Raw genomic sequence first — 26,760 nt, forward strand, 5'->3', positions numbered from 1 at the left:
GGCGAAGAACCTCTTCCCCGGCAGCTGCACGCAGTTCAACACAGTCAAGGCCGCCTGGGACGCGATCAGCGTGCCCGCCCAAGCCGGCGACCCGACCTGCAGCGCGACCGGCACCGTCACCGTGGCCGGCCCGGGCAACTAGTCCACCCCGGTCGGTGCCGCGGTGAACCTGCCGCTCCCGCCCAGCGGAGGCATCGCGCCGTACAGCTGAATCGACAGACCGGCCTACCGGCCGGTCTGTCGATCAACGCCTCCACCGGCACCATCTCCGGTACCCCGACGAGCAACCCGAATCCAGATCTGGGCTGGCGATCCTTCCAGCGCGGCCTCTGTGGCCGATGCTGACGGCGACCTGCTCGGCCTTGTCGCGGTCCGCGTCTGCAAGTCGCGGCTGCGTACGCATGGAGGTCACCAGCGCAGACCATCGCCAAGCCGCACACGAGTTCTACCGACGCCGCGGTTACCTCGACCAGACAGGAAGGTCCTCGCGGTTCCTCCGCGATCTCGACGACAACGACCGTGGTGAGTCCCGCGCCGGCACGATCGCCGGGCGACGGGAGCAGGTGTGACGGCACCGCGCGTCGTTGTCGCCGGCGGCCATTCGGCCGGGCACATCGAGCCCATGATGAACTTCGCCGACGCGCTGCGCCAGCTGGAGCCCGCGGCCGAGATCACCGCGCTCGGCACCCTCCGCGGCCTGGACACGACGCTCATTCCGGCCCGCGGCTACCCGTCGGCGCCGATGCCGCGCACTCAGGGCCACCCTGGGGGCGCGGCACGCCCTCAGAGTGGCCCTGAGGGCAGGCCCGGACGTGAGCACGGGTCGGGTGAACGATCCGCGATCACGGGGGGCGGTGTGAGATCGTTCCCGGGTGCGGGTACTTGTGGTCGAGGACGAACGGCGGCTGGCCGAGTCCTTGCGGGCCGGGCTCACGGCCGAGGGCTATGCCGTGGACGTCGCCCACAACGGGCGGGACGCGCTGTGGCTCGCCGGCGAGCACCCCTATGCGGCCATAATCCTCGACATCATGCTGCCCGGCCTCAACGGCTACCGCGTCTGCCAGCGGCTTCGCGCGAGCGGCAACGCCACCCCGATCCTGATGCTCACCGCCAAGGACGGCGAAGACGACGAGATCGAGGCCCTCGACACCGGGGCCGACGACTTCCTGCCCAAGCCGTTCTCCTACCAGATACTGCTGTCCCGGCTGCGTGCGCTGATCCGACGCGGCGGCTCGGCACACGGCGGTCCGCTCCGGCTCGGCGACCTCGAACTCGACGAGGCGAGCCACCGTTGCCGCCGCGGTGAAACCGAGATCTCCTTGACCGCCAAGGAGTTCGCTCTGCTCGCCTTCCTGATGCGGCGGCCGGGCCAGCTCGTCGGCAAGGACGAACTGCTGCGGAACCTGTGGGACTTCGCCGCCACCGCCACGGTGAACGTCGTCGAGGTCCACGTCAGCGCGTTGCGCCGCAAGATCGACACCCCGTTCGGCACCGAGACGATCAGAACCGTCCGCGGCGGCGGGTATCTCCTGGTGGCGCCCGGTGTTTAGGCTTTGGCATTCGACGCGGTTCCGGGTCGCGCTGGTGGCGGCGCTGGCCTCCGCGATCGCGCTCGGCGCGCTCTCCGTGTGGTTGGTGACGCAGCTTCAGGGGCGGCTCGAGCAGGCCGCGCAGGAGGTCGCCGGGGAACGGACCAGGACGATCGTCCAGATGCTGCGCACCGGCACCCCGGCCACCGACCTCGACCGGCTGACGAGCGGCCAGCTGTTCGAGGTGACCGACCAGCAGGGCCACATCCTGGCGAGCTGCCCGGTGCTGTTCGACGCCACGTTGAAGCCGCCGCGACCGGCCAACGTGGTCACGTTGCAGCCGTACGAAATCCAAATGCAGGCCGAGAACACCGTCCGCTGTGCCGACACGTTCGGCCCCGCGGTCGCCGGCGACGACACCCTCACGCTGTATGTCGAGACACAGGTCAGCGACGACAACCGCTACATCGTGCGCGGCGCCGCGGCGGTCGACCCCGGCGGGCAGGACGCGGTCGACACGGCACGCACGGGCCTGCTGGTCGCGGTGCCGCTCGTGGCGCTGCTGATCGGCGCGATCGCCTGGTTCGCCGTGCGCCGGTCCTTGCGCCCGGTCGAGGCGATCCGTTCGGAGGTCGCCGAGATCAGCGCGCACGAACTCGGCCGCCGGGTGCCGGTCCCCACCGGCCAGGACGAGATCGGCAAGCTCGCCGAGACCATGAACACGATGCTGACCAGGCTGGACACCGCGGTGACCCGGCAGAGCCAGTTCACCGCGGACGCCTCCCACGAGCTGCGCACCCCGCTCACCTCGCTCCGGACGCAGCTGGAGGTGCTGCTGGCCCACCCGGACCACATCGCGTGGCGGCCGGCGTGCGAAAACGCCGTCCTCGACGTCACGCGCATGCAGGATCTGGTCGCCGACCTCCTGCTGCTCAGCAAGCTGGAAAAGGCGACGTCCGGGCAGTTCGTCCCGGTGCCGCTGGCGGACGTCGTCAGCGCTTGTCTCGCCGGCCGGGAGGCTCGCGACGGTGTGGTGATCACCTCCGACATCGCCGATGACGCCGAGGCCGCGATGGTGCCGGGGAGCCGCGCCAGGCTCATCCGGATGGTCCGCAACCTCGTCGACAACGCCGAGCGTCATGCCATCACCGATGTCCACATTGCAGTATCCACAACGGACACCGAATGCGTGGTGACCGTCTATGACGACGGCCCGGGTATCCCAGTGGAAGACCGGCAGCGGGTCTTCGACCGCTTCGTACGGCTCGACGACGGCCGTGACCGTGACGAGGGCGGCTCCGGGCTCGGCCTCGCCATCGTGGCCGAGATCGCGCGGGCTCACGGCGGCAGCGTCACCGTGGGCGACGACGCCCACTTCGTTGTCCGGCTCCCCCGCGCGGAAAGCTGAAGACGTCTTCAGCTGTCTTAAGCTTCCGTTCAGCGTCGAAACCCGAAGCTGCGCGGCATGTCGCTCACCGCCGTCCACCGGTCCTGGTGGACCCCGCTCAGCCACCGCGAGTACCTCGCCACCCACCGGTTCCCCGCGCTCACCGGCCTGCGCGCGCTCGCCGCGGTGGCCGTGGTCTTCTTCCACTACGGCGGGCCCGCGCTGGAGCCGCTGCAGGGCTGGATCGCCGTGCAGCTGTTCTTCGTGCTGTCGGGCTTCCTGATCACCACCCTCAGCCTGCGCGAGGAGGAACGCGACGGACGGATCTCGTTGCGCGCGTTCTGGGTGCGTCGTGTGTTCCGGATCATGCCGGTGTACTTCACCGTGCTCGCGCTGACGGCGGTGTCCGTCTTGATCGGCGGGACGTACCAGAGCAGCAGGCTGGACGACGCGATGCCGCTGTACCTCATCTTCGGCAACGAGCTGGTCGACTACAACACGCCGTACGGCATGTCGTGGACCCTCGGGGTGGAGGAGAAGTTCTACCTCCTGTGGCCGGCGCTGCTCGCGCTCACCGCGTTGGCGAAGTTCGGGAAGAACCTGCTGCGGACGGGTATCTGCGCCGGCGTGATCCTGGCGATAGTCTTCGTGGCGCTCCCGCTGACCCCGGATGCGGTCTGGGCGACCCTTTCCGTGCACTACGGCTCGCTGACCATCGGCTGCCTGCTCGCCCTGCTCCTGCACCACCCACGGGGGTTCGCCCTCCTGCGCCCGCTGACCAGCGCGGCCGTCGCCGTCCCGATCGCGCTCGGGTTCGTCGTGTTCCAGCTGTCCGTCGGCCCGCTGCGGGACCTGGTGGGCGGCAACTGGCACTTCATCCCGATCTACGCGACGGCGTCCGCGATCCTGCTGGTCGCGACGCTCGCGCCGGGGCCGGTGCAGCGGGTGCTCACCAGCCGCCCGCTGACCTTCATCGGCGATCGGTCCTACGCGCTCTACCTGTGCCAGATCATGGCGGCCGCGGTGACCGGACTCGTGGCACCGTCAGGATTTTTCAAGGCGACCGCCACCGCGGCCGTCGCGCTCGGCTTCGCCTGCGTGCTGTACCGCTGGGTCGAAACCCCGGCGATCGCCTTCGGCCGCCGCCTCGCGGCACGGATACCGGGACGGCTCAGCAGCGGGACTTCGTCCAGCTCGTGACCACCGGGAAGTACCGCGACGCGGGATCATGAGGCATGCGCCCGGACAATTGGCACCTCACCGAAGATGTCGACGACCTTCTTGCCCGGGCCGGAGGCTTCCTTCGTTCGCGCCCGGCGCTGCACACCATGCCGCTGACGGCGACCGAGACGCTGCGAGCCGGCGGGACGGACACGCACGCTGCCGAACCGCCCGTATTCGGCCGGCTGGAGACGGGCGGCCAGGTCTGCGCCGTCTTCTATCGCGTACCGCCCCGCCGCCTGATCCTCACCTCCCTCACCCCCGGACAGGCCGATGCCCTCGCCGCCCATTTGGCCGGCCTCGGCCATCCCCTACCCGGCGTCAGCGCGGATCACCAGACCGCTACCGCTTTCGCCGAGGCTTGGCAGCGGCACACAGGCGCAACGCCAACGCTGCTTCATCGGCTCCGCCTGTACCGCCTCGGCACGCTCATCCCACCGCAGCCGTCCCCCGAGGGCCGGCCGCGCGTCGCGGGCGAGCACGACCGCGAACAACTCCGCCTCTGGTGCAACGGGTTCGCCCAAGCTGTCGGGCAGGCCCCCTTCGCCGACGTCGAGTCCTGGGCCAGGCGATACGCCCACAAACGGTTCACGTTCTGGGAGACCCCGGACGGCACGCCCGTGTCCATCGCGGGAACTACCCCGTTGATCGCCGGTCAGATCCGGGTGGATCCCGTCTATACCCCGACCGCTTCCAGGAATGCGCTCAATCGTCTTCGCTCGACGAGTCTGCCGATCCAAGCCAAACCCCTTCTCGGATGCAGCCCGTCGGGAATGTGCACCACGGCGTCGCGAATGGGTGACATCGTTTTCGTCCCCTATTCAGCCTATGGTCATGTCAAATCCCATGCTGCCGGTGGTCTCGGCGCTGGTGGCGCGTGGTAAGAGTCACCGCGGCCCGGCGTTCATGCATGAATCCATATCCCGATCATCCCGCAACCAACTTTGGAGCCGATCCGACCAGCAGGTAAGGATCGCCCTACCCCATGGCGTTGACACCGGCAATAGCACCGACCAAACAGCCTGGCACACCTCCTTCATTGTCCTGTCCTGCTATGAAATGGCGGGTGTCGACGAGTCGCGGCAGCGACGTGTAGACCGCGCGGCGACCGCTACGCCTCGTCACCCTCGAAAGCAACCGGCCAACCTCGAGAATTCTCACGCATCAGCACATGTTGCATCCGCGGGTTCTTCCAGACCTCGACCTGGTCGTCCAACACCGGAAGCAGTTCATCGTCTTCTGCTGCGGCGGCACGTAGCAGGTCTGGAAGCCAGATCAGGCAATGCTGGTCCATCTCCGCCGTGAGATCCGCGAACATGCGATCAGCTCTGTCCACGAGCATGCTCGTGCTCCGAAGCATCGCGAATGGCCAACTGGCGCGCCGAGCCGACATACTGGGGAACCGGTCCAAAGTCAGGATCCTCCACAACCCGATACCTGGCGATCTCCGACCACGGCAGCCCCGATACCGCGTCGACGCCGCTACCGGAACGTGTCAACCACAACGCAATGCGTTCCCTGCGGGCACGAAGCTTGTCTCGCAGACTCCCGCGTGTGAACTCCGGGTCATCCAGCGACTTCAGGACCTCCGCCAGCTCCCGCCACAGGTCCTCGTCAGTAGGGGCTGAGTTCAGCGCCGCCAACCGTCGAAGCAGCCTGCCACGGACGTCCTCGGATACGTTTTCCGGTCCCTCCATGATCAAGGACATGCGGAACTCGGAAACTTCATTCCGGTCGATCGGGGGTCGATTCGCACGAAGCGCCTCGTCCCGCTCTCGCGAACCCGCTCATCGACAACCGCACCTCCGCCAGCATGTGGGAGCAGTTCGACCTCGTCGGCGGTTAATGGGTCCCCCTCGGGATCGCCGTTGACCTATTGCTGACCTGGTCTAGACCAGTCATACTCGTGGTCGAACACCTGTCCGGATGGTCGAGAGAACCCGCACAGCAACACCTCTAGCCGATCGCGCCCCGTGCCGCGGCCGGTGTCAGATCCCTGCCTGAGCTTTCTGGTCCCCAGCCCTGCCTCAAGGAGAACCATGTTACGAAGAATCGCAGCTTTGCTCGTCGGTACGGCCGCCGTCGTCGCCACGGTCACTCTGCCAGCCCTCCCGGCAGCGGCGGCCACCGGGGCCATCACGGGCATCGCCGGAAAGTGCGTGGACGTCGCGGGGGCGAACAGCGCCAACGGAACCGCGGTGCAGCTCTACGACTGCAACGGCACCGGGGCCCAGCAGTGGAACGTGGTCGGCAATGGCCAGATCCAGGTCCTGGGCAAGTGCCTGGATGTGTCCGGCGCGGGCAGCGCGAACGGCACCGTCGTCGAACTGTGGGACTGCAACGGGACCGGCGCGCAGAACTGGACGGTCACCGCGGCCCACGACATCGTCAACGTCCAGGCCAACAAGTGCCTTGACGCCACCGGGAACAGCTCGGCGAACGGCACCCGGCTGCAGATCTGGGACTGCAGTGGCGGCGGCAATCAGAAGTGGAATGCCCCCGGCTCAGGTGGTGGCGGGGGAGGCGGCGGCTTTGTCGTCAGCGAGTCGCAGTTCAATTCGTTGTTCCCCAACCGGAACGGCTTCTACACCTACAGTGGACTGGTCTCGGCGATGGGCGCGTTCCCCGCGTTCGCCAATACCGGCAGCGACACGGTGAAGAAGCAGGAGGCTGCCGCGTTCCTGGCCAACGTGGCCCACGAGACCGGAAACCTGGTCTACGTCACCGAGATCGACAAGTCGGGCAACTACTGCGACACGAGTCAATCGTACGGCTGCCCGGCCGGCACGTACTCGTACTACGGTCGCGGCCCGCTCCAGCTCAGCTGGAACTTCAACTACAAGGCCGCCGGCGACTACATGGGCACCGACCTGCTGGACAACCCGTGGCTGGTCGAGCAGGACTCGGCGATCGCCTGGAAGACGGGCCTCTGGTACTGGTTCACCGGGACCGGCGCCGGCAACGTCACCTCGCACAACGCGATGGTGAACGGCAACGGGTTCGGCGCGACCATCCGGGCCATCAACGGCGGCCTGGAGTGCGACGGCAAGGGCACCGGCGGGATGCAGGATCGGGTCAACAACTACAACCACATTGTCGGAGTTCTCGGCGTTCCGGCGGGCAACAACCTGTACTGCTGAGCAAGCGGCCCGAGGCGCCGTGGCGCCTCGGGCCCTGCTCACCGGACGTGCGCCGGCTCGGTGCCGGCCCGGAAGATGTTGCCGAGGATCCGAACTGTGGACCGCCGGCACGTCCACGGCCGTGGCGATGAGCACGGTGCCCGTCGGATCAGGCGTGAACGTGCTGGAGCCCGCCCGGTCAAAGTTCGTGTCGATGCGCACCCGGCCCGGCGGGGTGAACTTGAACAGGTCGGGTTCGAGCAGCGCGATCGCCGTGACGCGTCGTGCGGGGTGTTGCGCATGTCGTCGAAGACGCCGACCCACTGCCGCGTCTCAGCGGCGAGTATCGCACCCAGCGCACCACTGCGCGAGATGTCCTCGCGATCATCTCTGTGGTGTGGGTCGGATTCCGCACACGCAGCGACGCTGACGCGTTCGAGCGCGTGGAACGAATCCAAGGCAGCGGAGACGTCCGCCCTCTGGGTCAGCGCTGCTGGGTGTGGCGCATCTGGCGTTCAGCGGCCACCACTACCACTCCCGACCGGAGAAGACCACGATGGCGATCGCCGAAACCGAAACCGGACACCTGAGCACGCCGATCCTCGACGCATTGGCTGATATCTCCTCCTACCTGCCCCGTCCCTGACGCGATCTGGCCATGACCGCAGAGCGGGTGATTGGCCCGATAGGGCTGTCCTGGATGAACTGCACCTTTGTGGTATGGGAGTCAACCCGCCCGAGCGAAGAGCCTGCTACAGAAGTCGGTCGTGGGTGAGTTGGGCTTGCCTACGGGCGCGGTTGGCGAAACTGAAGTCGAGGACCTCGTTGATCGCGTTGATGTGGTCGGAGTCCTCACGATCGAGAGGCGTGGGCCAGGCGGCACCGCGACGGTGCCGGAGTGACTCACCGCCGCCGGTGGGGACGCCGCCGACGGTTTCCCCTGCTTCGGAGTGGAACAGCGCGTGCAGCCAGTTACTGACGTCGATGGCCAGTACGATGCGGTCGTCGTCGCAGCGCGGTACCTGCTGGCGGGCAACAACATCGCGAAACCGGTCGATGTCGGCCCGGCCCTCGTTGACGCCGTCGCGGAGTGCGCCTGAATGAGAACCCCAGTTGCCCCAGATGAGCGCGATTGTTGGCCATAGCGGCGACCTGCGCGGGAGTGACATGGCTGATACCTGACCGGCGCGACACGGTGCCGCGTAGCCGGTCCCGCCGGTAGCCGGCACCGAAGGGTTCTCGCCGACGGACCTGCTCTTCAGATGGTCAATCGGGTGTGCAGGGCGGCGAGTTCGGTATCGGACAGACCGTTGTCGAGGAGGAAGTCAGGCATCGTCAATAATGTGATCGTCGAGGTCAGCGATGCGTCGATAGTGGTGTTGCGGGCTGCGAGGAGCTCGGTCACTCCGGTGAGTTGATCACGGAAACCGAGTTCGTCATACCGCTGCTTCATCCGGTCGTAGGTCAGCAGATAGTCGGCGATGATCTCCTCCGGCGCCGCCCCGGCCAGCGCGAGCAACACCAGGGCCAGCAGCCCGGTTCGGTCCTTGCCGCCAGCACAGTGGAACACCACGCACCCCGGTGCGGCGTTGGCGATCGCCCGCACGGCGGTGACCACTGGCTCGGGATGTTCGATGAGCATCGCCGGGTAATACAGCGGTGAGGACAAGTTGTCGATCTTTGTCCACTGCTCGTAGAACGGGGTGCCGACCGGATCCAGTGGAGTCTGCACGGTCGTGATTCCCGCGGGTCTCGACGCGTGCTCCGGCTCGCGCTCGTCGGGATCGCGCAGATCGATCACGATGCGGACCCCGTAGGCCCAGGCCGCGCCGCCCACCCGTCCTCGCTCAAGCGCGTCGGCGCCACCATCCGGACCACCGCACGCGGTCTGATCTGCCCCAGCCCGCCCAGGTCACGAACATTTACACACCCATCCCAAGAAAGCTCTCTGCCACCGGTCACAGTCACAAGACGCGTCACCCCCACCCTGGGTTGGCACCCCGATCAGCCTGCCGTGTGGATCGTCCCGAGCCGCACCAACTTCGTGCTCAGCGTCCGCTGCCATTTCACCTGCGCTCAACTTTTCCGACCAAGATCGACAACATCAGGCTCCTGACCTGAGGTTTCACGTCCCGGGCATGTTCGCGACGTTGGATTGAGTTTCCGTGTCCGGTTGTCGATGTTGCTGGCGCGAGCTGGGGGGCGACCGGCGCCAGCCATGCCGGATCAGCTTGTATTTGCTAGCTTCCCTTGAGTTTTCGTTACGTGACAGGAATGCTGGCGGGTCGTGACGCTCCCGAAAAGTCACAGAAGCCCCGGACGTGCCAATGCGCGTCAGCTCGTTGAAAGTGTCGCCTGCCGCGCTTCAGCGCGGCAGGCGACAGGATGGTCGTACCCGGCATGGTGGTGGCCGCTGTGGTGGCCTGGGGGCGCCGCCGCCGGGCTGAGGCGTTACGGCTCACGATCGCCAAGCGCGACCTGCTGCTCCAGCCACACTCGACCGCCGAATCCGCCACGCTCGGCTCGCTTGTGCGCCGCAACTGGCTGGACATCGGACATCGCCACCCCCAGCGCACAGGCGAGAGCCTGCACCACCTCCAGCAGGTCCGCGAGCTCTTCAGCGTGCTCTGCCGTCGACGCTGCCCGCAACTCGCCAACCTCCTCGATGACCTTGTCGCAGAGCGCTGCCACGTAGGCGTCGTCGTCGGTGAGCCGGCTCCAGGTCGGGACGTCGCCTGCGGCATAGATCAACTGCGGGATACGGTCGCGAACCAGCTTCTGATACAACTCCGTCGATCCACGAAACATACGCATTACCTCCATCGACAGGTCAAAGATGCCTCAGTTGTCGCAGTGTTGACCACTCCGCGGGGCTGCCCTGGACTGAAATGTTCTGGGTAGGGTGCGGATGCTGACGTGAGCATGTCTCAAGATTGCCGTCAGGGCGGCGTGCTAGCAGATGCAGAACTCGTTTCCTTCGGGTCCTGCATCCACGCGAAGTAGTCTGTGTCGTCCTCGACCGTCCGAACATGTGTCGCGCCAAGCTCGAGCAGCCGGACAACTTCGGCATCGACACGAGACCGGCGCCTGTCGATCGGCGTGCCGCGCAGGCCATCAGTCCTGACGTCGAGATGGAGTCGGTTCTTGCACGTCTTGGTCTCCCTTGGCTTTCACGGTTTTCGCGGGCCTGATGTGGCTAATTAGGCGGCGAGGTCGAGTCCTGCTTGGACCAGGCGTGCTGGACCGCGCGGCTTTCGGCGTCGGCGGGTCTGGCCTGACCAGCTCGGCGCCCTCAGGGCGAGCAGCGCGGCCGCAGCGTCCTGGAGATCGCCCTGGCGGCTCTGGCCACCCGTCCCGCCTGCGGCTCGGTGATCGCCGGCGTGATGTCCCCCGACCGGATCCGCGCTGACGCCGTCCCCGGAATCTGACCGCCGACGGCTGAGGAACTGGCCGAGATCGATCAGCCACGCGCCCGACCCGGGCGGCTGATCTGCCTGGCCCGCAGCACGACCCGGCGAGGTATTAAAAATCGCATGACGCGAAGGGAGCAGGGGGCGCTAGCGTGCGCGCATGGAGCTTAAACCCGGGAGGACCGTGCTCGCCGCGTCCGTTCCACTCGATGCAGAACTCCAGCTCGGTTATGACGCCTACAAGGCAGAGGAACCGGAGTTGGTGATGAGCCTCGAGAAGCTGTCGGAGATCCGCGCGGCGGTCGACGCTGAGGTGGCGGCGATCGAGGACCTCAGCGGTGGCGGCCGCTTCACCGTCTCCCAACCCGCGGCGCCCGGCCTGGACGGCGCCCCCGATATCCCGCTGCTGGTCTGCACGCCTGCCAGCACGCCCGCATCGCGGCCGGTGCTCTACTTCATGCACGGCGGCGGCTTTTACTGCAACGATCACCGCATCGGGCTCGACCAGCAACTCGAGACGGCCGAGCGGTTCGGGGCCACGCTGATCTCGATCGGCTACCGGCTTGCGCCCGAGCACCCCTACCCCGCCCAGATCGACGACGCCTACGCTGGTCTGCTGTGGGTCGCCGACCACGCGGATGAGCTCGGCATCGACCCGGAGCGCATCGTCGTCACGGGCTACAGCGCGGGCGGCGGCCTCAGCGCCGCGCTCGCCCTGACCGTGCGCGACAAGGGCGGTCCCCGCTTGCTCGGCCAGCTGCTGATGGCCCCCATGCTCGACGACCGCAACGACAGCGCCTCGGCCATCCAGATGGATGGCATCGAATTCTGGAACCGCAGCCACAACGGGTTCGGCTGGAGCTCGCTGCTCGGCGACGTCCAGGGCGGAGCGGACGTGCCGCAGTACGCCGCGCCCGCACGCGCCACCGACCTGACCGGCCTGCCGCCCGCGTTCCTCGATGTCGGCTCCGCCGAGTGCCTGCGCGACGAGGTCCTCGCCTACGCCGACCGGATCTGGCAGGCCGGCGGTAAGGCCGAGCTGCATGTGTGGCCCGGTGCAATCCACGCCTTTGACCGGGACGACCCCGAGACACAGATCAGCAAGGCCGCCGTCGCGGCACGCCGCAACTGGCTGGAGCGCCTTCTCGCCGCCAGCTGAAAAGCAGACGGCGTACTTGGCGACTGATGCTGCGGCAGGCGCCTGTCCCTGCGCACCATCCAGTACGTGCACGCCGTCCTCGCCGCGGTCCTGCAACACGCCGTCCGCGAAGAGCGCATCACCCGCAACGTCGCCCGCAACGTCCCCGACGCCGTCGGACGCCACCGCCGCTTCGAACCCCTCTGGATGTCCTGAGCCCTTACATTGACACGTGGCGGCAAGCCAGGGATCCTCCCGGCCGAACTCGGCTGCTACGTGGATGATCCGCTTGCGGGCGTTGCTCTGGTGGACGCTTGATCGAGATCGGGTCGCCGACCGCCAAGATCGGTCCCTGTTCAGGGGGTCTTTTTCGGTGGGTCGACGATGCGGCGGAGTAATCGGCGCAGGGTCTTCAGTTCGTTGTCAGATAGGTCGCTGAGTTCGCGTTGCATGACCTCGTCGATGATGCAGTCCGCCTGCTCGACGATGCGATCCCCCTCAGCGGTGAGCCGGTGCAGGATGGCTCGGCCGCCTCGGGAGAAGCGGTCAAGAAGACCGCGTTTCTCCAGGCCTGCGACAACCGACCCAGCAGACTGGTCGGACTGACCGGTCACCAGGGCCAGCGCATGGGTCGAGGAGTCGGGATGGGTGTCCGCCGCGTGCAGGATTCCCCATTGCGGCAGCGTCAGCTCGATCGTGGACAGTTCGGCTTCGCAAGCTAGCTGCTTCCGGAGCTGAGCGCGCCGCAGGAAGATCGCGATGTCGACGTTGAGGCCGGTGCGCTCGGGTGTCATGAAGCGATTGTCGACTACGTGCCGGCCTGCGGCACGCTCGGACGTCAGGTGGCTAGGAGCGCACGGGCGTTGCGGGTGGTCGACTCCCGCCATGTCCCCTCCTCGTCGCCGGGCACGAGAGCGTCAAGCGTCGCGAGTGCGTTCTGGACGACCTCGGGGCGGCTCCAGGCGTAGTCGCTGCCGTAGAGCAGGTGGTCAGCTGACGCAATGGAACGGAGCGCAGTCAACTGCGTTGCGTTCGACGCGCCCGCGAGGTCGTAGTAGAGGTACCGGAGGCGTTCGATCACGATCGGGCCGCCTGCGTCGACGCCGCTGACTGACCGGAACAGTTCGACCCGGTCTGCGAGCAGGGGCAGGACACCGCCCATGTGTGGGACGATCACCCGCAGGTCGGGGTAGCGTTCGGCGGCGCCGGAGAGGATGAAGTCGACGACGGTACGTGCGGTGTCGAATAGGAACTCGGTCGTCCATTGCGGGCGGCCACAGTCGAAGCCCTCATGCCCTGCTGTTGAGGTGGGGTGCAGGAACAGGACGGCGTGGCGGCGGTTGAGTTCGGCAAGGACCGGTGCCAGCCGGTCGTCACCGAGATAGGCGCCACGGCTGTTTGCCATCAAGACCGCGCCTGCGGCACCGAGTTCGTCGAAGGCGCGAGCGGTCTCGGCGAGAGCGCCGTCGGTGTCGGGGACCGGCAGGCTGGCGAACAGGCCGAACCGGCCGGGGTGGGCGCGCACGATTTCCGCGCCGGCATCGTTGACCTGGCTGGCAAGCGCGCGAGCGGCGCTGTCGTCGCCGAAGTGCACACCGGGCGAGGAGATCGACAGCATCGCGGCCGCAACACCGGTACGGTCCATGAGGTCGAGGTGCTCCCCGGCGTTCCACCGCGGCCAGTAGTCCTCGGGCATCCCGTCCGGTTCGATGTGTCCAGCAGCTTTGGCGGCCGCGATGTAGCGGTCGGTCGTGAAATGAGCGTGTACGTCGACGAGACCGTCGGCGAAGTCGCTGTGGTCGGCCATGGTGGTGCGGCTCCTTGCGTTACGAGTGTTGCCGGTTTTGTCTAGGTGGGGTTGACGGCGGCCGGGTCCAGGCGGACGCCTTCCCGCCAGACCCCAAGGAGCGACAGCGTGTGGCTGATCGTCTCGGTCGGGTCGCCGTCGACGAGGATGAGGTCGGCGCGGGCACCGGGCCGGATTGTGCCCCGCTCGTGCAGGCCGAACCGAGCGGCGGGCACCGACGTCGCCGCATTGAGGGCCTCTGCCGGGCTGAAACCGGCAAGGATTAAGAGGCGCATTTCGTCGTGCAGGCTCGCACCATGCGCCATCCCGTACCCGCCCAGGTGGGCTGCGTCGGTGCCGGCGAGCACGTCGACTCCTGCGACGTGTAGCGCGGTTACCGTATCCAAGGCGTACTGGAATTCGTGTGGTTGCTGGAAGCCCCAGCTCCGCGACAGGTTGTCGAACCATTCCGGTGACAGCTTGGGACGGACTCGGACATCATTCGCGAGGTCCGCCCCGTTGCGCTGGCCGGTGATCGACGCCAATGTGCTCAGCGTCGGGATGACGAACATTCCCGAGTCGGCGATGCGGGCGATCAGCTCGTCGGTATGCGGCTGGTCCACGAACAGGTGGGTGAGGCCGTCGGCTCCGGCGTCCAAGGCTATCTGTGTGGCGGCGAAGGTCAGAGCGTGTGCGAGCACCAACTTCCCGCGTTCGTGGCCAGCGCGCACGGCCGCGTCGACGACGTCGGGTGTGAGGGTGGGCAGGGATGCACCCAGGGTGTGTCCGTCCTCGATGAGGATCTTGATGTAGTCAGCGCCCTCGGCGATGCGGCCGTCGACGAAGTCCTGCACCTGATCGGGGTGAGTTGCCGTCGGCCAGACGGGGTCGTTCATCTCTTGACGGAGTTGGTGGGGGTGACCGTCGGGGGTGGTGAGTCCGAACGACGCGCTGCGCACGTCGGCGAGGTCGAACGAGGTCGCGACGCTATTGCGGAGCGGGATCATGGTGTCGGGCATGGAGGCCAGGTCGAGCTCGGTGGTGACGCCAAACGTCAGTGCCTGCCGCAAGCCCGGTTCGTCGGCGTGGGTGTGGGCGTCGATCAATCCTGGCAGTAGTGTCGCGCCGGCCCCGTCGACGACATCTGCGTCTCCGGGGCGCCCGCCACCGACGCTGCTGATGACTCCGCCCTCGACAGTGACATCGGTCGGATCCGTCAGCAGGCTCCCGTCGAAGACCCGAACATTAGCCAGCAACCACTTGCCCATAACTTCCTCCATGCGCTAGCTCGTATATACTGGTTGGTAGTTGCACGTTAGCACGCCCCGCCGCGGTGATGCCCGCCTCGTTGACCATGCCGATCCCGAAACCGAACCGCAGACACGCCAAAACAAGAAGACCACTGACGTCGTTCCGGTGAGTCCGGTCACGATCACGGCGCAGAGCAGAATATGGCGTGTTCAGCTGGCCGAATCCGGCCGACACCCATCACGGTGGGGCGCACCCATCGCTATCGGATCACTGCTCACGCTCACTCCGCTGTGGATATACACCTGAGGGTGCCGATTACCTGTGCGAGCTGCGATGATGTCCACTCGTGGCGTTAAAGTTGATCTACCTGATGGTGACGCGGATCTTCACACTGGCGCGGTTGACGACCTGCAATTCGATGGCGAAGAACACCGAAATCCTGATCTTGCGGCATCAGCTCGCGGTCGCACAACGTCGAGACCCGCGCCTGGCACGGAAACCGACCTGGGCCGACCGGGCGTGGCTGGCTCTGCTGGCCAGCCTGCTCCCCCGCCGCCAGATATCCCAGCTCCGGCTGATCGTCACTCCGCGCACGCTACTGCGCTGGCACCGGGACCTGCTGCGCCGGTCCTGGGCGCGCCGATCGCGGCCCCGCCGACCAGGACGCCCGCCGACCCACCACAAAATCCGAGCCCTAGTTCTGCGCCTGACACGGGAGAACCCCAACTGGGGCTACCGGCGCCTCCACGGCGAACTGGCCACCCTCGGCATCAAGGTCGCACCACCCACCGTGAGGGAAGTTCGAGAAGGAACTCGAGCGCCGCCGCGAACGCGAAGCCGAAGCCGAACGAGCGCGTGAACGGGAACGGCAGCGCGACTACACCCGCTTGCTCACCAAGCAGTTCCCTGTCGTCGCGGAGCTCTGCGACCTCAACGACCCGGCCGCAGCCACCGGCGACCCGTCGGGGTTCCTCGCACCGGAAGTCGCCCACTCCATCTCCAGTGCGCGGCCGGGGCAAGTGTGGATCCCCGACGAGCTCTACCCATTCCCCGCGGCGGAATAACCCCACACCGCGCGGCGTGCCCCTCGATATGGCGTGGAGCCGCCTTGCCAACTCGCCCCGCCCGGGTAGCGACAGCTCGAGGCGCTCGCGGCGATGCAGTGCTTCCGACGCCGAGGGAGCGGGCACGGGCAGCGGCCCAGAACGCCAGATGACACCGACGAGGCCAACCCGGACGACCAGTCATCACAACTCCACTCCACAGAGGGTGATGCACCCCATGAACCCAAGCGGCCCTGAGGGAACGCGATTGGACCTAGTGGCGGGTCATGGTGAAGCTGCCGCCATCGGAACCGATGGCGCTGGGTGACCAGGTGCCGCTGCCGGCGTCGTCGGCGTCGAGGGCCGAGGGGTTGGTCGACGCGAGGGTCTTGCCGTCGAACTTGACGCCGCTGAACGTGTAGCCGCCCGGGGTGCTCGGGTACGAGTCGGTCGGCGACTCAATGATCGCCTCGGCCGAGGAGTGGTTGGCGGTCAACGACTGCGTGGTCGTCTCGGTCCAGCCCTGGGTGTTGTCGGTAAGGTCGAGCTGGTAGGAGTCCCCGGTGCGGGTGATCGTGCCGGTGAACTGGTCGCCGGCGCTGACCGCGTCGCTGTAGTACACCGGCGCGGCGGGGTACATCTCGTACCAGCCCTGGTACACCGGGCTCCCGCTGGAGCAGTCGGTGGCGACACCGGTCTGCTCGACGGTCGACGAGCCGTCACCGTCGATGCCGACCCAGGGGGCGACCAGGTCGTTCGAGGAGTTGCAGGTCACCGACGGTTCGGTCCAGCTGGCCGTGGCCGTGGTCCAGCTGCCGAAGCTCGCGTAACCGCCCCAGTTTCCGCCGGAGAAGTTGTGCCCGTACGTGGTTTGCGGCCCGAAACCGGCCGGCTCCTGCGCGGCCGCGGAGCCCGCGGCGACGGTGGAGAGCGCGACTGCGGTCAGGGCGGCGACACGGGCTGCACGGGAGCCGAAGACAGATTTCATGTCGGAATCCAATCCATTCACCGAACGGGGACGTGGAGAAGCGCGGCGGTGCACTGGGTACTCAGTCTTGGATGCAGCCACTCTTTCGGGTAGCTACTTTCGGTGGGTCTTCAGATACTGGGAGAGATTCACCCACGAACGGACTCAGGGGACCTTTCGCGCACAACGCAAAGGGTCCCCTGAAGTGGTCTGGTCCTCAGCCGAGCTGTGACTTCGCGGCGTCGACGAACTGGGTGGTGTACGTCTTCGACAGGTCGATCTTGTCCTTGCGCGGCTTGACGTTGCTCGAGGTCTCGCCGAGCACCTTCAGCACGTTCTGCGCCCCGGCCGGGTCCTGTCGACGATCGCGAGATCCTCGGCCACGCGAACATCGACGTGACGGGCCGGTACACCGTGGCCAGCGAAGCGGAAACCGCCACGGCGCTGGAAAATCTCATCATCGACACCTGAACGGGGCATAGGCCCGTGGAGGGTCGCGAGCCCCGGAGTCCCACGACGACGCGGGCGCACCAGGGTCACTTCCCTCCGCGTCCGCGCGATCGACGGTGCGTCCGTTGTGGACGGTGGACTCAAGGTCGAGCCGCTGGGGCTGTCGTGGAACATGATCCGCTTGAGCTGCCCTCAAATCCAGCCTGCCGCATACACCTGACAGTTCGGGGTTGCCTGCCACCCCGAACTGTCGCGCGCCGACCATTTCCCAGTACGCCGGCTCGGTGCCCGCCACTGCCTCGAGCCCTGCGGCGCGGGCTGGTCGGAACGGTCAGCAGGACAGGTTGCCGCCCGGGTCGACGCCCAAGATGCCGACGAACTGCGTGTAGAGGTTGATCCGGTCCTGCATCTCGTCGGGGTTGTTGCCGTTGCACTCCAGACCGCCGTTGATGGCCCGGATCGTCGCACCGAAGCCAGCGCTGTTGACCATCGCGTCGTGCGCGGTGGTGCCACCGGCGCCGGTCCCGGTGAACCAGTACCAGAGCCCGGTCTGCCACGCGACCGCCGGGTCCTGCTCGACCTGCCACGGGTTGTCGAGCAGGTCGATGCCCAGCGCGTCACCGGCCGCCTTGTAGTTGAAGTTCCAGCTCAACTGGAGCGGACCTCGACCGTAGTAGGCCGACTGTCCGGCCGGACACCCGTAGGGCTGGCTCCAGTCGCAGTAGGTCGGGTAGTTGGCGGTGTTCTGCTCGTCGATGTACACGAGGCCACCGGTTTCATGGCTGACGTTGGCCAGGAACGCGGCCGCCTCCTGCCGCTGTGTGGTGTCGCTGCCGGTGGTAGCGAAGCCCGGGTAGGAATTCATGGCGTTGAGCAGGCCGTCGTAGGTGTAGAAGCCGTTCCGGTTGGGGAAAATCTGGTTGAATTAGTCTTCGCTGACCACGAACGAGGCCGGCGCGGCGTGGGCCGCGGTCGACACCGCGGTGATCATTCCCGCGGCTGTCACCGCCGGTATGAGACGACGCTGACCTCAAATCCGCTGACGCCGCCTACGCCCAGATCGGCCCAAGTCGTCGTGCGGCGCGCCGCACGTCGGAGTAGGAGCGAGTGGAGCTCTTGGACAGGCGTCCGATGTCGACGCCGACGGCACGGGCGAGGGTCATGCGAAGAATCATCCTGACGTCCTGGTAGCGAACCTGTGCGCCAATCCAGGAGACCGCGTCAGCTTCGGGCTTCCACGCCGAGTTGTAGCGGGCACCGACGGTCTCAGGGGGACCAGCGGCCAGACACTGGTCGAGCACCATCGCCGATTCCAGTGCCGCGTTGCCGCCCTGGCCGGCCGGCGGGAACGCGGCGGCTGCGTCGCCGAGCAGCACCGCCCGGCCGCCGTAGAGTTGGGAGCAGGTCGCGCGCTGTCCCAGGTGGACATACTCCCGCCGGGAGAACTCGCTGATCGCCTGCTCACTAGTCAGATCCAGCACACGCGGGCAGTGCTTGCGCAACCACGTGGTGGCCTGGACAGGAGAAGTGAAGGTGATCGGCTTGCCCAGTCCGATCACAGACAACCAGCGCACGCCGTCCGGCTTGTCCTCGTCGCGAATCACCGCGGCGAGGGTGGGCGGGTTGACCGCGAGCCCGTTCGGGCAGTGTTTGTCCAGCTTCTCGCCGACCTGGTCGAGTTCCAGCAGGAGCCCGTAGTTGGGGACGGAGGACGTCTCGACGGTGAACCCCGCGACCTGGTCCCGCATGGCCGCACGGACGGCGGAGCCCGCCCCGTCGGCGCCGATGACGAGGTCGAAGCTCTGTCCGGCCACCTCGCCCGCGAGTACGTCGACGGTGCGAACCTCGCTGTGGAACACGAAGTCGATCATGTCGTGATGCCGGTCCTCGACGACCGACATCAGCGCCCGCGTGATGTCTCCGCGCGAGCCGATCCAACCGGGCTCCAACCACGGGTCGGACAACCAGGCCCGGCCGCTTATCCCGTGAAACGCGGTCAGGTGGGCGTCGAAGTGCGTGAGCGCGTCGATGTGCCTGACCGCTTTGAGGCCGTGTCCGGTGATGTCGATCGGGTACGAGCGATCGGGGTTGAAGCGTGGCATGCGCTCGGGGTGGTCCTCACGTTCGAACACTGTTGTGCGGACGCCCCTGCGGGCCAGTGCGATGGCGGCCATCAGCCCGCCGGGGCCACCCCCGATGATCGCGATTTCCGTCACGGCAAACCTTTCGTTGGTTGAGCTTCTGAACTACTCGGATCACCAGGTCAGAGGCAGGGACATGAGGCCGTAGACCGGCGAGAGGACACGAAAGTCGATCTGCTCGAACGGCAAGGCAAGCCGCAGTGTCGGGAAGCGACGCAGCAGCGCGGGCAGCGCGACTTTCAGTTCGATGCGGGCCAGTTGCTGGCCGAGGCACTGATGGGGTCCGAAGCCGAAGGCGAGGTGGGGAACTGGCTTGCGGTGCACGTCGAGTCCGGCGTCCCGGCCGACCAACTCGGGGTCCTGGTTGGCGGCCAGGATCGACAGCGTCAGTCGTTCACCGGCCGCGATCGCGTGGCCGGTGACGTCCAGGTCTGTTGTCGCGTGCCGGCCGATCTGGCTGACGATGGACAGGTAGCGCAGTAGTTCCTCGACCGCGGGGGTCGTCACCTCGTCGTCGTCGCGGACGGCGGCGAGCTGCTCGGGGTTCTGCACCAGGACCAGGGTGCCCAGCGCGATCATGTTGGACGTAGTCTCGTGCCCGGCGATCAGCAGCAGGTTGCCGAAGCCGATCAACTCCTCGTCGGTGACGTCGTCACCGTGTTTGCCGACCACCTCACCGAGCAGGCTGTCGCCAGGCTCGGCGCGCAGCCGGGTGACGAGTTCGCCCATGTAGGCGTGCATCCCGGCGTAGTTGGCGATCTGTTCCTCCGCCGTGCGGGTGGAGTCGAGCAGAACCGCGCTGCGGTGCTGGAAGTCGGCGCGGTCGGTGTACGGGACGCCGAGCAGCTCGCAGATCACGAGGGAGGGGATGGGCAGGGCGTACGCCTGAACGAGGTCGGCCACGGGACCGGCCTCCTGCATCGCGTCGAGCTGCGCGGACACGATCTGCTCGATCCACGGCCGCATCTGCTGCAGCCGGCGGACGGTGAAGGCGCCGGTCAGCATCCGCCGTAGCCGTGTGTGTTCGGGCCCGTCGTAGCTGAGCAGGAAGCCGGGCTGGTTGAACAGGGTGCGCGGTCCGTCGGGGTCGACGTTCGCGCCGGCAGAGAGGTGCCCGTGCGTGGACATGGCGCGGACGTCGGCGTAGCGGGTGACGGCGCGGACGTCGAAGTGCCCGAGGAACGGATGCTCGCCGGAGACGGTCGGTAGGTCGCCCTGCTCGCGCAGCGCGGTCAGTTCGGATGCAGGCTCGAAGGGACAGCCTTGCGCGCGGCGGCTGGTCACCAGCAGGGCAGGATTCTGCGGATCTGTCATGGTCTGTTCCTGGTGTATTAGTTGGGTTGCTACGCGCCGGCAGTGAGCCCCACGAGGTCGGCACTGATCTGCCACAGGTGTGCCGCGGCGGCCTCGTCATAGGAAGTCTTGCTCGAGGCTTTCGGCTTGCTGTTGACGAAGTACTTGCCGGTGATGCCTTCAACGGCGGGTGAGGACGCCAGGTAGATCGAGGTTGCCGCACCCTGCTGCGGCGTCTTCAGCAATGGCCGAGCCAGGGAGAAGGCGACCTTGAACAGCAGACCGGGGTCATCAGCGCCGATTCCGGTGCGGACCCCGCCCGGATGCAGAGTGGTGGCGCTGACACCGGTGCCGTGCAGCCGGCGTGCCAGTTCATAGGTGAACATGACGTTGGCCAGTTTCGACTCGGCGTAGGCCCGTTGCGCCGAGTAGCCGTGCTCGTCCCGCAGATCGTCGAAGTCAATCCGTCCACTGCCGTGTGCGGCGGACGCGACCGTCACGATCCGGGCCGGGGCGCCGGCCTTGAGCCGGTCGAGGAGCAAGTTGGTGAGCAGGAAACCGGCGAGGTGGTTGACCGCGAAGGTGTGCTCCAGCCCGTCGGGGGTCATCCGGCGGGTGGCCCAGAACCCGCCGGCATTGTTGACCAGTACATCCAGGCGCGGGTAGGCGTCCAGGATCTCCTGAGCGAGCTGTCGCACCGCGGCCTGCGAGGACATGTCGGCGGCGAACGGTTCGACCGCCGGATTGCCGACCGCCACGGCGATGCCGGCCGCCGCGTCCCGGGTGCGGTCGCGGTCGCGGCCCGTGATGGCGACCCTGGCCCCGAGTGCGGCCAGGCCCGCGGCCGTGGCCTTGCCGATACCACTGGTGCCGCCGGTCACCAGCACGGTCTTGCCAGCCATCAGGCCGGTGCTGCTGTCCATCATCGCTGACCTGGGCGGTGGTGGAGCGCGAGGTGGCGGCGGAGCAGATCGCGTCCGTAGTCACCGCCGTTGGGTGTCCGCACGATGGTGTGCACGTGGAACGGCTCGGGCTGATCGTTGTCCAGGAAGACTCCTTGGTGGCAGTCGTACTCGATGAGGACGACGGGACTGTGGACCCGGTAGTAGAAGGCGTCATCGCGGCCGGCGCCACCGATCCACGAGATGTGCGTGTCGTCCAGGTGTTGCTGGACTTGGTCCAGCACCGCACCGGCGGGGCCGGCGGGCATCCGATGCGCGTAGGTGCGCACCAGGTCGAGCAGCATCTCCTGCTGCCCGGAGGACATATTCGCCGCCCGCAGTCCCTCGTAGGGGATGACTCGGTTGTCCTGTCCGGCGCCGCCCCGGTGCCGGCCGTCGGCCAGATCCGCCAATTCGGGCGGCAGGTCCTGGACCCGAATCGACTCGTGCACCACGGCCAGGCGAGCTTGCGCGGGGCGCAGGCTGCGCCGCAGTTCCAGTCCCGCTTCCCGCTGCGCGTCGAATAGCCGTGTTCCGTTGTAGGTGCCGCGATCGGCCTCCACGGGCTCCGCGCCCATGAACGTCGGGGTGAGCACCATCTGCCGGCCCAGAATGAAGCAGTGCACGTCCAGGTGGTGCCCCCACAGCTGCCAGCCCCACGGCTCGGTCGACGACGGAGTGCCGAACAGCGCGAAGTAGTAGCCGTATTCGGTCAACGTGTCGCGGTACTGGTCGATCAGCTCGCCCAGCGCGGCGTTGAGTTTCATCGCCGCTCGGGCGTCGGCGTAGCCTTGGTCGGACAGACACGCCCGCATGATGGCCAGCGCGCGATCGCGTTGTCCGGGCTCGATGTCTTCCAGCCGCAGACCGTGCGGCTCCCAGGTGGGGAACGCGTTGATCCACATGCGCCACTCGGTCGCGTCGATCTCGAACACGACGGCCTTGTGCTGCACGGGGGTGAGACTGTCCAGGAAGGACAACGCGGCTTTCGCCGCCGGTTCGGGATCCCAGCCGGTGTCGCGGAGGTCGAACAGGTCGGGCACGACGCGTCCGTCGGTGGTGATGCCGGTGAACGGTTCCTGTGCTGCCTCGGGCACCTGCGGAAACAGTGCTTTGACCGCTGACGGGAAGGGCGAGATGTCCAGCAGGCCGTGGCTCAACGGGAGCGATCCAGCTGGGCGGGGGCCGAAGCCCCGGTAACGACCTTGTTCGTGTTCGGCCATCAGACGTGCTGTCCTTTCAGCCCTTCGCGCACCTCGTCGAAACGAAGGGTGGCCGCTTCGGTGAGCAGTTGCACGTCGGTCGATATCGTGATCATCTGGAATCCCATGCCGGCGCATTCGATCGCTTGTTCTGTTGTGCCACAATGGATCCCGGTGACAATTCCATGTCGCGCACACCCGGCGAGGATGGCGGCGACCGCCTCGGCGTGGACGCCCGGCGTCACGCCGAGGGACGGCGCGCAACCCAGGCTGGCCGCCAGGTCGGCCGGGCCCACGTAGACGGCGTCGACACCGCGCACGGCGCAGATTTCGTCGATGTTGTTCACGGCGGACTTGCTTTCCGCCATCACGATGCACGCGGGCCGGCCTGGTGCCTGCCGAATGGGCCCGATACTCCGGTCGCCGTCCGGCGGGTAGTTGCAGGACTGGACGGCCCGCTCGGCGTCGCGGCGATCGTTGACCAGCGGCACGATCACTCCCGCGGCGCCGCAGTCGAGCGCCTTGCTGATCAGGCTCGGTTCGTTCGCGGCGACGCGGACGAGCGGCGCCGAGCCACCAGCGGAGATGGCCAGGATGCTCGCGACCAGATTGGCGTCGTCCACGATCCCGTGTTGCTGGTCGAGACAGACGTAGTCGTGTCCGACAAGCGCGAGCCGTTCGGCAACCACTGGAGTATTCACCATCGTCCACGCGCCGCAGGTTGTGGCGCCCTCTGACCATGCCTGTACCAGACTTGTCATGGCGCGACCCGCGTCGTGTGTTCGACAGCGCGCAGCTCGACGGAGAAGTCCCACGGTTCGCCGTCGGCGTCGGTCTCGGTGAGCTCCGGTGGCGGCGGCGCGATGATCGTGAGGTGCCGCTCGGCGTCCGCGCCCGCGTTCCACTGCCGGTGCGGAACCCCGGCCGGCAGAACGACCAGGTGTTGCGGACCGACGGTGAATTCCTTCAAGCCGACCTGCACGCCGAGCAGTCCTTCGAGAACCAGGTAGAACTGATCGAACTTGTGGGTGTGCAGGCTGGGACCGGCCGCCCCCGCCGGCAGACCGCCGATGTAGATCAGCGCGTTTGTGGAGTCTTGACCGGGCCCGACCAGCGGTGTGACCGTCATTCCACCTTCGAGCGACATCGTCTGATCCCCGGAGGGCGTGAGCACGGCGTAGGGAAGGCCGTGCGCGTCGTCCGACTCGGCGAAGGTGAGCATCGGCTGGATTCCGACGCTGCCGGGCGCGATGACCTCCAGGTGCACTTCGGTCTCGCTCCCCTCGTTCCAGTTGTGGTGCGGAACACCCGCGGGGATGAAGATCGCGGAGTCGGCAGCCGCCTTGTGCACGTCCTTGCCCAGCTTGATCGTCACTTCCCCCTGGGTGACGAAGTACAGCTGGTCCGACGGGTGCACGTGGTTCTCCGGCCCCCGCGCACCGGCCGGCTCCTGGCTGGCGATCAGGACGCAGGTCTCGCCGCTGTAAAGGATCTTGCCCTGGTAGCCCTTGTCCCCGGTGATTTCGGCGGCGTCGAAATCAACTGGCCGCACATACTTCATGACATCCTCCGTATCACTCTGCGATACTATTTTGTATCGCAGAGTGATACGCAAGCTAGCCCGTCGGCACCGAGCCGTCAAGCTGGGCGCGCGAGGTGTCAAGATGGGCTACGTGAGCGAATCAGCCGATGGCGACCTGCAGGTGGACGGCGAGATCGTGGCCGAACGCCCCGGCGGGGTGCAGCCGATCCAAGCGGTGCAGAAGGCGGTCGCCGTGCTGAACCTGTTCACGTCCCAGGAGCCGGAGCTGACGCTCGGGACCATCGCCGAACGGCTGGACATGTCCCGTGCGACCGCCCACCGCTACCTGATCACGTTGCGGGCCACCAACCTTCTCGCCTACGAGACCGCCCGCGGGGTGTACACACTCGGCGTCAAGACGCTGGACTACGCGGCGGTGGTCCATGATTCGGCGAAGTTCGCCAGTGCTTTCGTCCGGCGTACCGAACCCGTTCTGCGGCGGCTGTCGGAAGAGACGAACCACACCGCCGTCGCGTCGGTATGGAACGGCGACTGCCCGGTCCTGGTCCGCACGGGTATCCCGGTGCAGCGGATGGTCGTGATCGCCACCATGCCGATGTACTCCTGCCTTCCAGTCTTTGACTCGGCGCAGGGGCGGATCTTCCTGGCGTTCTCAGCGGACGCGCGACGCACTCACGCCTCGGACCCGCGTCTGCGCGAGCTTGAGCCCGAACTTGAGCTCGCGCGCCGAGATCAGTTCGTGCGGCACGATGTTGCCGAGGACGGCGGCACGACCACGATGGCGGTTCCCGTTCTCGTCGACGACACACTGGTCGGCGTCATCGCGACGCTCGCGTTCAAAACCACAATGCAGGGACCGGATCGACTGCTGGCGCGGAAGGCCCTGACCCGGGCCGCCGCCGATCTGTCGACCCGCATTCGCACCGACACGACCTAGCTCAACGCGTCGCAGCCCGACAACCTGGGTCCACGATCAGACGAAGACGATCCTCGAGACCGGCACGACGGACGGCAGCGACGTCCTCGGTTCGTCAATCGTGCTGCTGACCTTGCGGGGCGCGAAGAGCGGCAAGCGGCGTTACACGCCGGTGATGCGCGTGGAGCACAACGACAGCTGCGCCGTGAGCGTGACCCCTCTCGCATCCAGCGGGCGCCCGTTCCTGCACTCCTTCGGCAGCACAGATGCGGCCGGCTTGCAAAGGAGCCCCAGGCCTTGAGGTAAATCGGGAACCACCATGCGCGCCCCACCGGCATCTGGCTGGGGTCCTGATGGAAGCCTTGCCAGCTCGGGCAGATCGAAGATCCGGCGGTGGTCGCCTATCCCTGTTGACCTTCAGTATCCATCCACTATGGACTCTCATCGTCTGCTAGTTTCGTTGCCGGGCACAGTGTCCGCCACAACCTGGCGAGCCCCGATATGAAGATCGCCACGAGCCGGGAGCGCTGCATCGGAGCCGGCATCTGCCTGTTCACGGCGCCGGACGTGTTCGATCAAGACGACGAGGCCCTCGTCGTCTTGATCCACGAGAACCCGCCCGATTCACTACGCGGCGACGCCCTGACCGCGGCCAGCCACTGCCCGTCCCAGGCGATCACCGTGGACGGGCAATGACCGTCACCGGCCGTTCACGTGCGATCCGGACCCGCAGCGAGGTCCCCAGGCCGCGCCAAGGCAGCTAACACCGGGGCCAGGTCGACCGTGTCGTCGAGACGGCCGCCCTGGCGGAGTAGCTCGGCTAGGCCGGCCATCAGCAACTCGACCATGTCGTCGGCCGGGAAGCGGGCCGTGTCGGCGCGAGGCCGAGAATCTCGCTGACGGCGTGGATGGCCAACTGTTTGGCGGAGTCGATGATCGCGCGGCTGTCGGGATCAGCGCTGAGCATCAGCCCGAGGTAGGCGGCCAGGTTCTGCTGGATCGAGGTGAAGTGGCCGCGGATGAGGTGCCGGATCCGCGTGGCGGCAGGGCCGGGCGGCGGCGAGTCTTGGGCGAGCTGGCGGGCGATCTGCCGCATGGCCTCCACGTGGATGCCCCGCTTGTTGCCGAAGTGGTGGGTGCCGATTACCTGTGCGAGCTGCGATGATGTCCACTCGTGGCGTTAAAGTTGATCTACCTGATGGTGACGCGGATCTTCACACTGGCGCGGTTGACCACCTGCAATTCGATGGCGAAGAACACCGAAATCCTGATGCCGATTCGGTACTGACCGTCTCTCCCCTGCTCCCTGTCGCTCGTGTCAGGCGAAAATCAACACCGGAACGGTCAGTGCCACGAATACGGTCAGCGCCCACAGCGCAGGCGCGGAGCCCAGCGTCTGGTCCCGTCGCGCTTCCACCCTGGC

General features: G+C 67.0%; 30 protein-coding genes and 3 pseudogenes. 16 read left to right on the plus strand and 17 right to left on the minus strand.

Annotated features, from left to right (window positions below):
• The 7 genes and pseudogenes from JWQ81_RS41545 to JWQ81_RS41575 all read left to right on the plus strand — a co-directional run.
• Nucleotides 1-285 (plus strand): annotated as a pseudogene (locus JWQ81_RS41545) (Ig domain-containing protein); the annotation flags it as partial.
• A gap of 116 nt (nucleotides 286-401) precedes the next feature.
• Complete coding sequence (locus JWQ81_RS41550; protein ID WP_297550765.1) at nucleotides 402-569, plus strand: hypothetical protein; 168 nt, start codon at nucleotides 402-404, stop codon at nucleotides 567-569.
• Nucleotides 566-730, plus strand: a pseudogene (locus JWQ81_RS41555) (UDP-N-acetylglucosamine--N-acetylmuramyl-(pentapeptide) pyrophosphoryl-undecaprenol N-acetylglucosamine transferase); the annotation flags it as partial. The gene JWQ81_RS41550 and the pseudogene JWQ81_RS41555, both read left to right, overlap by 4 nt.
• 142 nt (nucleotides 731-872) lie before the next feature.
• On the plus strand, nucleotides 873-1,550 hold the full coding sequence (locus JWQ81_RS41560; protein WP_297550767.1) for a response regulator transcription factor: 678 nt from the start codon (nucleotides 873-875) through the stop codon (nucleotides 1,548-1,550).
• Nucleotides 1,543-2,937, plus strand: a complete 1,395-nt coding sequence (locus JWQ81_RS41565; RefSeq protein WP_297550768.1) for an ATP-binding protein — start codon at nucleotides 1,543-1,545, stop codon at nucleotides 2,935-2,937. Before JWQ81_RS41560 ends, JWQ81_RS41565 begins: the two co-directional genes overlap by 8 nt.
• A gap of 57 nt (nucleotides 2,938-2,994) precedes the next feature.
• Nucleotides 2,995-4,116 carry an acyltransferase gene (locus tag JWQ81_RS41570; protein ID WP_297550770.1) on the plus strand — a complete coding sequence of 374 codons (1,122 nt, stop codon included), beginning with the start codon at nucleotides 2,995-2,997 and terminating at the stop codon, nucleotides 4,114-4,116.
• Between the two features lie 35 nt (nucleotides 4,117-4,151).
• Complete coding sequence (locus JWQ81_RS41575) at nucleotides 4,152-5,021, plus strand: GNAT family N-acetyltransferase (RefSeq protein WP_297550771.1); 870 nt, start codon at nucleotides 4,152-4,154, stop codon at nucleotides 5,019-5,021.
• A 227-nt stretch (nucleotides 5,022-5,248) separates the two neighbouring features.
• Here JWQ81_RS41575 and JWQ81_RS41580 read toward each other — a convergent pair whose 3' ends face one another.
• Nucleotides 5,249-5,479: a hypothetical protein gene (locus tag JWQ81_RS41580; RefSeq protein ID WP_297550773.1), complete on the minus strand. Its 231-nt coding sequence runs from the start codon at nucleotides 5,477-5,479 to the stop codon at nucleotides 5,249-5,251.
• 697 nt (nucleotides 5,480-6,176) lie between these two features.
• Between JWQ81_RS41580 and JWQ81_RS41585 the strand changes: the two genes are divergently transcribed.
• Both JWQ81_RS41585 and JWQ81_RS41590 read left to right on the plus strand, forming a co-directional pair.
• Entirely contained in the window at nucleotides 6,177-7,277 is a 1,101-nt protein-coding gene (locus JWQ81_RS41585) for a glycoside hydrolase family 19 protein (RefSeq protein ID WP_297550775.1), read from the plus strand.
• Nucleotides 7,278-7,755: 478 nt separating this feature from the next.
• Nucleotides 7,756-7,902, plus strand: coding sequence for a hypothetical protein (locus JWQ81_RS41590; RefSeq protein WP_297550777.1), 147 nt, complete (start codon nucleotides 7,756-7,758; stop codon nucleotides 7,900-7,902).
• 106 nt (nucleotides 7,903-8,008) lie between these two features.
• On the opposite strand, the gene JWQ81_RS41595 is transcribed toward JWQ81_RS41590, so the two are convergent.
• From JWQ81_RS41595 to JWQ81_RS45220, 4 genes are all read right to left on the minus strand, one after another.
• Nucleotides 8,009-8,425 carry a hypothetical protein gene (locus JWQ81_RS41595; protein ID WP_297550779.1) on the minus strand — a complete coding sequence of 139 codons (417 nt, stop codon included), beginning with the start codon at nucleotides 8,423-8,425 and terminating at the stop codon, nucleotides 8,009-8,011.
• An 89-nt stretch (nucleotides 8,426-8,514) separates the two neighbouring features.
• Nucleotides 8,515-9,093, minus strand: a complete 579-nt coding sequence (locus JWQ81_RS41600; protein ID WP_297550781.1) for a tyrosine-protein phosphatase — start codon at nucleotides 9,091-9,093, stop codon at nucleotides 8,515-8,517.
• A 614-nt stretch (nucleotides 9,094-9,707) separates the two neighbouring features.
• Nucleotides 9,708-10,070, minus strand: a complete 363-nt coding sequence (locus JWQ81_RS41605; RefSeq protein WP_297550782.1) for a nucleoside triphosphate pyrophosphohydrolase — start codon at nucleotides 10,068-10,070, stop codon at nucleotides 9,708-9,710.
• Between the two features lie 125 nt (nucleotides 10,071-10,195).
• A complete protein-coding gene (locus JWQ81_RS45220) occupies nucleotides 10,196-10,366 on the minus strand; it encodes a hypothetical protein (RefSeq protein WP_366942385.1) in 171 nt (56 codons plus the stop codon).
• Nucleotides 10,367-10,826: 460 nt separating this feature from the next.
• On the opposite strand from JWQ81_RS45220, the gene JWQ81_RS41610 reads away from it, so the two are divergent.
• A complete protein-coding gene (locus JWQ81_RS41610; protein ID WP_297550784.1) occupies nucleotides 10,827-11,825 on the plus strand; it encodes an alpha/beta hydrolase in 999 nt (332 codons plus the stop codon).
• Nucleotides 11,826-11,891: 66 nt separating this feature from the next.
• Nucleotides 11,892-12,020 (plus strand): hypothetical protein, encoded by a 129-nt coding sequence (locus JWQ81_RS41615; protein ID WP_297550786.1) that lies wholly within the window; start codon nucleotides 11,892-11,894, stop codon nucleotides 12,018-12,020.
• Nucleotides 12,021-12,160: 140 nt separating this feature from the next.
• Here JWQ81_RS41615 and JWQ81_RS41620 read toward each other — a convergent pair whose 3' ends face one another.
• The 3 genes from JWQ81_RS41620 to JWQ81_RS41630 are packed head-to-tail and all read right to left on the minus strand — an operon-like array spanning nucleotide 12,161 to nucleotide 14,858.
• Entirely contained in the window at nucleotides 12,161-12,598 is a 438-nt protein-coding gene (locus tag JWQ81_RS41620) for a MarR family transcriptional regulator (RefSeq protein ID WP_297550788.1), read from the minus strand.
• A 44-nt stretch (nucleotides 12,599-12,642) separates the two neighbouring features.
• The gene (locus JWQ81_RS41625) at nucleotides 12,643-13,611 is read right to left on the minus strand and encodes an amidohydrolase family protein (RefSeq protein ID WP_297550790.1); all 969 of its coding nucleotides are present in this window, start codon (nucleotides 13,609-13,611) and stop codon (nucleotides 12,643-12,645) included.
• A 41-nt stretch (nucleotides 13,612-13,652) separates the two neighbouring features.
• A complete protein-coding gene (locus JWQ81_RS41630) occupies nucleotides 13,653-14,858 on the minus strand; it encodes an amidohydrolase family protein (RefSeq protein ID WP_297550792.1) in 1,206 nt (401 codons plus the stop codon).
• Between the two features lie 329 nt (nucleotides 14,859-15,187).
• On the opposite strand from JWQ81_RS41630, the gene JWQ81_RS41635 reads away from it, so the two are divergent.
• On the plus strand, nucleotides 15,188-15,700 hold the full coding sequence (locus tag JWQ81_RS41635) for a helix-turn-helix domain-containing protein (RefSeq protein ID WP_297550794.1): 513 nt from the start codon (nucleotides 15,188-15,190) through the stop codon (nucleotides 15,698-15,700).
• Nucleotides 15,701-15,728: 28 nt separating this feature from the next.
• On the plus strand, nucleotides 15,729-15,905 hold the full coding sequence (locus tag JWQ81_RS41640) for a hypothetical protein (RefSeq protein WP_297550796.1): 177 nt from the start codon (nucleotides 15,729-15,731) through the stop codon (nucleotides 15,903-15,905).
• A 253-nt stretch (nucleotides 15,906-16,158) separates the two neighbouring features.
• Here the strand turns inward: JWQ81_RS41640 and JWQ81_RS41645 are convergent, their stop codons facing one another.
• The 8 genes and pseudogenes from JWQ81_RS41645 to JWQ81_RS41680 form a co-directional block, all read right to left on the minus strand.
• Nucleotides 16,159-16,872 (minus strand): G1 family glutamic endopeptidase, encoded by a 714-nt coding sequence (locus JWQ81_RS41645; RefSeq protein ID WP_297550798.1) that lies wholly within the window; start codon nucleotides 16,870-16,872, stop codon nucleotides 16,159-16,161.
• 760 nt (nucleotides 16,873-17,632) lie between these two features.
• Nucleotides 17,633-18,256: pseudogene (locus tag JWQ81_RS41650) on the minus strand (chitinase); the annotation flags it as partial.
• 94 nt (nucleotides 18,257-18,350) lie between these two features.
• A complete protein-coding gene (locus JWQ81_RS41655) occupies nucleotides 18,351-19,517 on the minus strand; it encodes an FAD-dependent monooxygenase (RefSeq protein WP_297550800.1) in 1,167 nt (388 codons plus the stop codon).
• 39 nt (nucleotides 19,518-19,556) lie between these two features.
• The gene (locus tag JWQ81_RS41660; protein ID WP_297550802.1) at nucleotides 19,557-20,756 is read right to left on the minus strand and encodes a cytochrome P450; all 1,200 of its coding nucleotides are present in this window, start codon (nucleotides 20,754-20,756) and stop codon (nucleotides 19,557-19,559) included.
• 29 nt (nucleotides 20,757-20,785) lie between these two features.
• Nucleotides 20,786-21,658: an SDR family oxidoreductase gene (locus JWQ81_RS41665; RefSeq protein ID WP_297550804.1), complete on the minus strand. Its 873-nt coding sequence runs from the start codon at nucleotides 21,656-21,658 to the stop codon at nucleotides 20,786-20,788.
• Nucleotides 21,658-22,899 (minus strand): DUF3500 domain-containing protein, encoded by a 1,242-nt coding sequence (locus tag JWQ81_RS41670; protein WP_297550806.1) that lies wholly within the window; start codon nucleotides 22,897-22,899, stop codon nucleotides 21,658-21,660. The genes JWQ81_RS41665 and JWQ81_RS41670 overlap by 1 nt, the downstream gene beginning before the upstream one ends.
• Nucleotides 22,899-23,582 (minus strand): aldolase/citrate lyase family protein, encoded by a 684-nt coding sequence (locus tag JWQ81_RS41675; protein ID WP_297550808.1) that lies wholly within the window; start codon nucleotides 23,580-23,582, stop codon nucleotides 22,899-22,901. Before JWQ81_RS41675 ends, JWQ81_RS41670 begins: the two co-directional genes overlap by 1 nt.
• A 53-nt stretch (nucleotides 23,583-23,635) precedes the next feature.
• Nucleotides 23,636-24,439, minus strand: a complete 804-nt coding sequence (locus JWQ81_RS41680) for a cupin domain-containing protein (RefSeq protein WP_297550810.1) — start codon at nucleotides 24,437-24,439, stop codon at nucleotides 23,636-23,638.
• Between the two features lie 103 nt (nucleotides 24,440-24,542).
• On the opposite strand from JWQ81_RS41680, the gene JWQ81_RS41685 reads away from it, so the two are divergent.
• The 3 genes from JWQ81_RS41685 to JWQ81_RS41695 all read left to right on the plus strand — a co-directional run bounded on the left by JWQ81_RS41685 (nucleotide 24,543) and on the right by JWQ81_RS41695 (nucleotide 26,033).
• Nucleotides 24,543-25,358: a helix-turn-helix domain-containing protein gene (locus JWQ81_RS41685; RefSeq protein WP_297550812.1), complete on the plus strand. Its 816-nt coding sequence runs from the start codon at nucleotides 24,543-24,545 to the stop codon at nucleotides 25,356-25,358.
• Nucleotides 25,324-25,638, plus strand: a complete 315-nt coding sequence (locus JWQ81_RS41690; protein WP_297550818.1) for a nitroreductase/quinone reductase family protein — start codon at nucleotides 25,324-25,326, stop codon at nucleotides 25,636-25,638. Before JWQ81_RS41685 ends, JWQ81_RS41690 begins: the two co-directional genes overlap by 35 nt.
• Before the next feature lie 200 nt (nucleotides 25,639-25,838).
• A complete protein-coding gene (locus JWQ81_RS41695; protein WP_297550814.1) occupies nucleotides 25,839-26,033 on the plus strand; it encodes a ferredoxin in 195 nt (64 codons plus the stop codon).
• Between the two features lie 136 nt (nucleotides 26,034-26,169).
• On the opposite strand, the gene JWQ81_RS41700 is transcribed toward JWQ81_RS41695, so the two are convergent.
• Entirely contained in the window at nucleotides 26,170-26,433 is a 264-nt protein-coding gene (locus JWQ81_RS41700; protein ID WP_297550816.1) for a hypothetical protein, read from the minus strand.
• Between the last annotated feature and the right edge of the window lie 327 nt (nucleotides 26,434-26,760).

It is taken from the genome of Amycolatopsis sp., from assembly GCF_025464955.1.
In the GTDB taxonomy this organism is placed as follows: domain Bacteria; phylum Actinomycetota; class Actinomycetes; order Mycobacteriales; family Pseudonocardiaceae; genus Amycolatopsis.